At 29.8% G+C, this 7,841-nt stretch carries 5 protein-coding genes, 1 pseudogene and 1 other annotated feature (1 of these 7 cut by a window edge); of the genes and pseudogenes, 4 read left to right on the top strand and 2 right to left on the bottom strand.

The window, feature by feature from the left end; all coding sequences use genetic code 11:
* Positions 1-1,737 (top strand): annotated as a pseudogene (locus tag A2255_04285) (hypothetical protein).
* On the opposite strand, the gene A2255_04280 reads toward A2255_04285, so the two are convergent.
* Positions 1,738-2,457: a hypothetical protein gene (locus tag A2255_04280; protein OGI16765.1), complete on the bottom strand. Its 720-nt coding sequence runs from the start codon at positions 2,455-2,457 to the stop codon at positions 1,738-1,740. It lies immediately after the preceding pseudogene.
* 287 nt (positions 2,458-2,744) lie between these two features.
* Between A2255_04280 and A2255_04275 the strand changes: the two genes are divergently transcribed.
* Together A2255_04275 and A2255_04270 are read left to right on the top strand one after the other, a co-directional pair.
* The gene (locus tag A2255_04275; protein OGI16764.1) at positions 2,745-3,638 is read left to right on the top strand and encodes a hypothetical protein; all 894 of its coding nucleotides are present in this window, start codon (positions 2,745-2,747) and stop codon (positions 3,636-3,638) included.
* A 329-nt stretch (positions 3,639-3,967) separates the two neighbouring features.
* The gene (locus A2255_04270) at positions 3,968-4,228 is read left to right on the top strand and encodes a hypothetical protein (GenBank protein ID OGI16763.1); all 261 of its coding nucleotides are present in this window, start codon (positions 3,968-3,970) and stop codon (positions 4,226-4,228) included.
* Positions 4,229-4,480: 252 nt separating this feature from the next.
* Here A2255_04270 and A2255_04265 read toward each other — a convergent pair whose 3' ends face one another.
* Positions 4,481-6,250, bottom strand: coding sequence for a hypothetical protein (locus A2255_04265; GenBank protein ID OGI16762.1), 1,770 nt, complete (start codon positions 6,248-6,250; stop codon positions 4,481-4,483).
* Positions 5,312-5,373: a sequence feature (possible 16S ribosomal RNA but 16S or 23S rRNA prediction is too short), on the bottom strand. It overlaps the preceding gene by 62 nt.
* Before the next feature lie 419 nt (positions 6,251-6,669).
* Here A2255_04265 and A2255_04260 point away from each other — a divergent pair.
* Positions 6,670-7,841: the 5' portion of a hypothetical protein gene (locus A2255_04260; GenBank protein OGI16761.1), read on the top strand. Its footprint extends 628 nt past the window's final position; the window shows 1,172 of its 1,800 coding nt (coding positions 1-1,172); the start codon lies at positions 6,670-6,672; its stop codon lies beyond the right edge, outside the window.

Raw genomic sequence — 7,841 nt, 5'->3', positions numbered from 1 at the left:
GCAGGGTTTTATTTAGAGGTTAAGGCTAGTGGCAGTACTAATCATGATTCAGTTGAATTGGCTAGAGATCTCGCTAACAGTGGTAAAATCAATGAGGCTGAAACAGTCTTAACAAATGAGATTAAGACTAGACCTAAGAATACGAGGGCATATTTAGAGCTGGCAGAAATATATATTAGTAAAAATCAATTATCAAAAGCTAAAAGCTTATTGAATAAGGCATTCAAATTAGAGCCTAATAATCCAAAAATTTTCTCATTAACAGCCGGCTTATTTTACAAAAATTCACAACTTGATCAGGCTGAGCAAGTTGCAAGAAAAACATTGGGAATTGATCCTACTGATAGTAATTCATACTTAATTCTTGGGAAAATTTATTTAGATAGAGTAGAAAATGGTAAGTATTTGCCTTCAAGTAAAGCAGATTCCCTCAAAAAAGAGAGTTATAGAAATTTTAAGCTTGCCTCTAAGTATAATCCTGCTTCTGCTGATACTCATATTGGGCTTGCAAAAGTATATCTATCTGAAGGGCAAGACTCTAAGGCTTTAGATGAGCTGTTAATTTCTGAAGAACTTGGTTTTACCAATCCTGAAATTCTGTATTTTATTGGTGAATCATATTATCAATTAGGAAAATATGAAAAAGCTATAAAATTCCTTAAAAAACCTGCTGTCTATAATTCAGGAAAGTATCACAAAGCTCACTTTATTCTGGCTAATATATATGAAAAGCTGGGTGATACAAATAATGCGGTGAAAGAATATTCAGCAACATTAGGGTATAAGCCTGATGATGTGGAAGCCAGAGTTAGGTTAGATCAGCTAAAAGAAAATATTGATATAGCAGCAAAACTGGAAAATAACTCTGTTCTTGTTAATAATACGGAAGAAAAATCAGTGGAAACATTGAATACTTTGGCTGACTATTATTTAATTATGGATAAATTACCACAGGCTAGAGATTTATATAGGCAGGTTTTACAAAAAGATTCTGGTAATTTAAGAGCAAGAGTTGGCCTTTGTGAATTATACTATGCACAGTGGGTTTTGGGATATTTTAATTCTAAGACTTATTATTCAGATAAGTTATATTTTGAAGATGATCTTGATTATGCTCAATTGGTAATACCATTAGTTAAAGTAAAAATGACCAGCAGTCAGGAAATTTCTCCTCCCATTAAACAGGAACTGGTCGAAATATCAGGTAATACCGATCAAAATTCACAAATTATGATTAATGTATCAAGAGCAGCGTTTTTACTTGGAAATTATAAAATGTCCAAGAAAATTTTAGATACTTTTGTAATACAGAAATTATCTGATTATGAGAAGTATGAATTAGCTAAGAGTCTTTTTCTTGATCGTAATTTGTATGAAGCAAAAACTCTCTTAAAAGTATTACAAAGTAACCAATCTGATGAAATTATTAATTCCATCTTAAACAGGATAGAAGAGAAAATCAGATTGTCTAAAAATTTAGTATATGAAGGTATGGAGTTTTATAAAAAGAAAAATTATCAGGACGCAATATTTAAATATAAACAAGCTATAAAAGAATTTCCTTTATATAAAAGCGCTCATATTCAATATGCACGTGCACTATATAAAGTTGGAAATAAAAACAAAGCTATAGAAGAAATAGATTTGTATCAATTATTAGAGAATATATATCCTTCAGAAAAGCCTGAGCTGAGTTTGAAGGATATTGAAAAACTAAAAGAATCCTGGAAAAGATAATTATTGTGCATTGACAAATAGCAAACTAATTGCTGCAAGTAAATTATTAAATAAGTGAGCAAAAATTCCTGGCATGACAGATCCAGTTTGGTGTCTGGTAATACCGAGGATTAAACCTATAGTTATTACTGCAACTAAAGCTGTACTATAGCCAAGATATTGTGCATGAGAAAAACCAAAAATCATTGCTGTTACAAAAATTCCTCCAAAAACCCCGAGAACTTTTACTAACGCTGGTTGCATAAATCCCCTGAAAAATATTTCTTCAATTATTGGAGCAATAAAGACAGCCATAATTGATATGATTCTTAATTTTTCCATGGGGACATTTCCGTATGGGTTTTGTTTTTGCACTTCTGCGAATTCTGAAAACGCATAACTAATAATAGTTGTACTTAAAATTAGTATTATTGATACCACTATTCCTGTTGTAAGTGCGTTAGGTATTTTTTGTATAGAAATTCCGAACGCATCAAAAAAGTGTATATTATATTTTTTTGTCACAATTAGATAAATTACCGATATAGTTGCAACAGATATTATAACCTGTAGGAGAGCAGGAAATAAGCTGGTTTGTGTATCAATATTAGTTATGAGCAATATACCTACAGCGAAAATTGACAATGCAAATATGAAAACATAAGTAAACAAGACATCTGATATTTTCCACGGTGCTCGCTCTTCATGTTTTCCTATTAATAGATGTTCTCTTTCTGCCATAATAGTATTATCCTTTAAATATAATCTTACTCTTTTTAGTGATAAAGTTAAATTAATTTTGAAAGATTTTGAATTTAGTGTAATCTTTGATTAAATATAACAGATTGAGTAAATATTTTAGATATTGATAATAATTTGAATAAAAGTGTGTATTAAATTATCTTATGAGAAAGAAATCATTTTTACTATTGGAAGTTTTTATATGGATTATCATACTAGGAGGATTAGTCTTTCTAGGAATAGACTTTATAAAACAAAGGTTAGATAGTCGACAGACGCATCAGGTTATGTTTAGAGATGTGGATAGCTTATTACTAGGTGCTCCTGTTAGAGTAATGGGTATTGATGTTGGTTATGTATCAGAGATAGAACCTATTGGTGATGAAGTTTATGTTACATTTATAATTACAAATAATAAAGTAACCGTACCAAGTGGATCAACAATTAGTATACAATTTACCGGACTAGCTGGTTCCAAGTCTATAGAAATAAAGCCACCTAAAGCAAAAGTAACAGATAATTATAAACTGACTGTCTCAGAGCCTGTAAGAATAAACTCATTGATGCAGGTACAAACCGAAATTTCCGAATCTGTTCTGGATAGCAGCAAAAATGCTCTTAAGATGTTTGGTAAGGGTGGTGTTGATATCATGAAATCAAATATCGAGAAAGTTAATAACGGTACTAATGATGCAATTGTTGGGGTTAGGGATATTAAGGTTGTTTTAAGTGATGCAAATGGTAATATGCACAGAAGTTCTAGTTACGTTAAAGAGATTTTAAACGATCAAAGTGAAAATTTAAATTCTCTTTATGGTGCATTTACAGATCAAGATATAGATCAACAAATTAAAGATTATATAAAATCTTTTAATGATACTACTAAAGACGTGTCAAACTCATTGGATAAGAATGAACTTCAGAAAATCAGAAAAGAGATAAGTTCTGACTTACACGGTTTTAATAATAATGTTATTAATTTTTCATATAAGGCTAAGGATTTAAGGAATAAAGGAACTGATTTTGCCAGGAATAGTGATTCAATTAATAGTGTGTTAAATACTTTTAGAGGAATGCTTAATTCGATAAGTGACGTATTTAATCCTAAAGGAATCAATAAATTACGTGCTAAATCCACTGAATTAAAAGAGAAAACAGAAGAAATTAATAAGAAAATATAACTTTGGTGATATTCATCACCTAACTTAAGTTATCGCTTAAAGTCTTTGAAGCAATTAGACATAATCTAAAGTTATCAGCTACTGTGGAGCACTACTTTAAATTTATGGTAATGGTAAAGATTAAATAGATTGTCATGCTGAAGCATAAGCGTCAATACTAAGTTATAATCTCAGCATCTTGCCAGTTAACCCTTTTAGCATTAAGTAAACAAGAAAAAGTTTTTACCTAAAAAACAGTGGAATGTCATCCCGAATTTATTTCGGGATCTATCCTGTATGCAAATAAAAGCTATAAGCGTTAACTGTATAGATGCCGGAACACGTCCGGCATGACATCAGTAAGTATTTTTTCTTTTCTCCTTAATAGCTATCCGGAAAGATCCCAAATATCTACGATACTTGAAATATTGCCTTATACTAATTCGCAGCCTATCGAGTATGAAAATAAAGTATGTTTATGGAGGAGCCTTGAAAATGCGGGTAGAGGTGTAAAAATAAGTGATATGAATATATTCAGAAATCAAATTTTCCTAGTGTCATTGCGAGGAACGAAATGTAATGAAGTGACGAAGCAATCCAAAAAAAGATAGTATAATATTATTTGGATTGCCGCGCACCTACGGTGCTCGCAATGACAGTACACAATTAGCTGTATTATGCTTCTGGAAAAATTTATCACTTTAATTTTTACCATTACCATATACTTTATTCAATGCAAAATAGTATTACTTAAAGCTTCGGGATTGACAGTGCATTGATTAGACTCAAAATTGATAGAATATCACTTAAATATATATCAACACATTAATTAGAAAGAGATTGATAAAGTTATTTTATCTTTATTAAGCCTGCAAAACGAGTTTTTTTCCAGAAAATGTTGGTGTAGTAGTTTTGTTTATTTTGATAATTTTCGGGTTGGTATCCAAGTTAATTTCACCTGTTTTAGGGTCTTTGCAATGTTTTTTCAAATAATTGGCTAATCCTTCAACGTAGTTTAAGGGTTTACCATTTGTATCAGTGCATCTTTCACCAATTTTACCGTCATTATAAAATGCTGTGCCCCAATAATCAGTATCAGAGTAAATTTGTCTTACTGCAATTTTATACTTTTTATCTGTATCGGGATTATCAATATTTATTTTTTTACCTTTAATTGTTAAACCTGAAAGGCTTAATTTTTTCTTTCCATCTTCAAGTTCTTCTGTTATTTGGTATTCAACAGCAGAAGAAAATTGCGGTATATCGTAAGCCCCTCTCTTATTGCCTTTATCAAGGGCGAATTTTAAAGTATCAACAATTTGTTTTTCACTTGCTTTGGTTTTTACCATTGGTACTTCAAAAACAAACGATAGACTTAATGTACCTTCATTTAATTCTCCTTTATTAATGCCAGCTCTTACTGTAGAAGAATTAATCATAGCTAAGTCTAAGTCTTTAATATCATCAGTTCCCTTTTTCTTAGCTAATTCTAAAAAACCATCTAATGTAGCTGTTAAAAGAGTATTTTCTTTATCTCTTGATATAATAGGATTTATAGGTTCTTTTACAATACCTATCCTAGGGTAATCTTTAAATATCTTCTGTATGGTTTTATCAAGATTTTTCTTTATTTTAGTATCAGGTTCAATTTTTTTTGTAAGAAAATGTTCATTTTTTCCGTCTATTTTTCCATTTTTATTTGTAACTATGATTCCATTCTTATCAAACCATAAATTAAGTAATCCAAATTTTTCTGCATTGCATCCAGCTTGTACTATGATAATGGGCTTACCACTCGGTGAATATAATACATTTGGCTTTTTGCCTTCTTTATTTTTCTCGTATGTAAAACCTTCAAATGAATCATGAGAATGTCCTTCTATAATTATGTCAATACCGTCAGTTCTCGGATCTTTAACTAATTGTGTGTCTTTTTCATAACCCAGATGTGAAGCCAGGACGATTTTATTTATTCCCTTGCTTTCTAATATTTTTATTTCTTCTTGAATAGCGTTAATAGTTGCTTCAAGTCTTCTTTTTACAAGTGATTCAGTGCTTTCGCTCTCTTCTCGTTTAACTCCGGCAACAAATTTTCCTAGCTCATAATAAGTTTCATCTTCGGGTGTTAGACCAAGCAGGCCAAACTTAGCACCATTTTGAGGATTCTCAACTATGAAAGATTTTGCAATTTTTTTCTTAAACTTTTTTAAGGGTGTATCTTCAAGATCTCCATTAGTTAATACAACTTTAAAATTAGCTTTTCTAAGTAGCTCAGCTAACTGATCTAAACCGTTGTCAACTTCATGATCTCCTAAAGCTATAAAATCAGGTTTTATCTGGTTTAATGCTTTAACTAATAACAGTCTTCTATCTTGTTCTAACTTTTTATTGAGGGTATTATAATACAATAAATCATCACCAGCACTGATTGTTAATGGAGCCTTTGGCTTTAGTTCTTTTTGTTTTTGTTTAATTCCTGTTATTAACTTATCCATATTTGCGATTGAGCCATGAGTATCGTTTGTATAAATAAAAGTAGCTTCTACATGCCCTTTTTTTCTATGTTCTTGTGGGGTTAAGTTTCTACCAAAGCTTAATATTTTTATATTTGTAAAAGAATTGACTGTGTTCAATATACTTTTCTCCTAAAACATAAGCTATACAGTTGCATAATAAGTCTGAATTGGATGCTAAATATATACAATTTCGGTTGCAGTTACTTTGTTATTAAATTAACATCAACCTGAGAACTTAAAATACACTAATTTGTAAGCTTTAAAACTAGTAAAAAACGATATTTCCTGATTTTTTAAGATTGTATTTAAAAAAATAAAGGCAAATCAACTATTTTAAGCAAATTTTTCTTATTAACATTTATTAATACTTTCCTTACTGGCTTGATTTCAAGAAATTCCAAATTTAATCATATTTTAAGCCTGTAAAGTCTTATGATTATTTATTATTAAGCTTAATAGTTTAGCAAGAATATCTGTGGGAGCTTGGGTTATAATTTGATGATAAGATTAATAAAAAGTTTTTGGATAAAAATTGTATGGAAAATAATTGCGCAAGTTTAGGTAAAGAATTAACTGAAAAAAATAAAACGTATTTTATAAAAGGCGTAGAAATCTTTCTAGCTTTTACTTTTATAGTATTTATATTAGGAATTATATGTGCTGCATTTAGAGGGATTTTAATGTGTGATGAGAGTGTGAATCTCTTAAGATATGCAAATCCCCGTCAGGAGCTACATCCTACAACTTATTATATTATTGTTAATAAAATATTTGGCTGGTTGCCTGCAGAAATATACGTATATAGACTTCTTTCTTTAATGTTTAATCTTCTAAGTAGCATTGTGTTCTTTATAGGCTTTTGGACTTGGCTTAAAAGCCTATTTGAAAATCATAATATTCTGGTATGGAATAAGATTACTGTATTTTTGTTTATTATTATTGGGAATTTAATATCATTTTTTGTTTTTACAGGTGGTTTAGGCTATAACAGCTTAAATAATGCTTTAATTTTAGTCTCTTCAGGTTGTATTTTCTGGGTATTAGGAAAAAAAGAATTATCTAAAAAAGCAAGTCTGGTAATTTATACTTGTGGTGCTTTAATCGGAATTGACTTTTTTATAAAGTTTTCAGCCAGTATTTTGTTTCTTTTATGTTCAAGTATTATCATGCCTTATAAGAAAAATAACCTGTTAAAACTATATAATGGTTTTATAATAGGGTTAATTATTTATTTTATATTGTTTCAATCTCCTGTAGCTTGGTTACAAGGATTTTTTTATGCCATATTTGGTGCAGCAGCAGGAACTCATTCTTTAAGTAGTGTTTTAAATGCTTATATCTCAAGTATTTTGCTAAATATTTCTTTAATACTTAAGAATTTTTCCTTACCTTTATTACTAATTACTTTTGGGCTTTTAACTTTAAGGTTTGAGGAAATCAAGTTTATTAAATGGATTAGGATGACTTTACTTACTTTGGGTACTGCTTTTATCTTTATTTCTATAATAAAAACCAACTTATATAATCCTAAAGACTTACGGTTTTATATAACTATTTTCTTTATTATTTTAACAATACAAGTTATTTTAAATTTACTTTCGTCTGCAAAAACCCTATCAGTCTTTAAAGCATGTTTTAGAAAAGCTCTTCCTGGTATTGTTTTTCTGTTCTTTTTACCATTCATAATGGCTTTTGGTACAAATATACC

Source organism: Candidatus Melainabacteria bacterium RIFOXYA2_FULL_32_9 (assembly GCA_001784615.1).
GTDB lineage: Bacteria > Cyanobacteriota > Vampirovibrionia > Gastranaerophilales > UBA9579 > UBA9579.
This window is presented reverse-complemented; position numbering and strand designations above follow the sequence as displayed.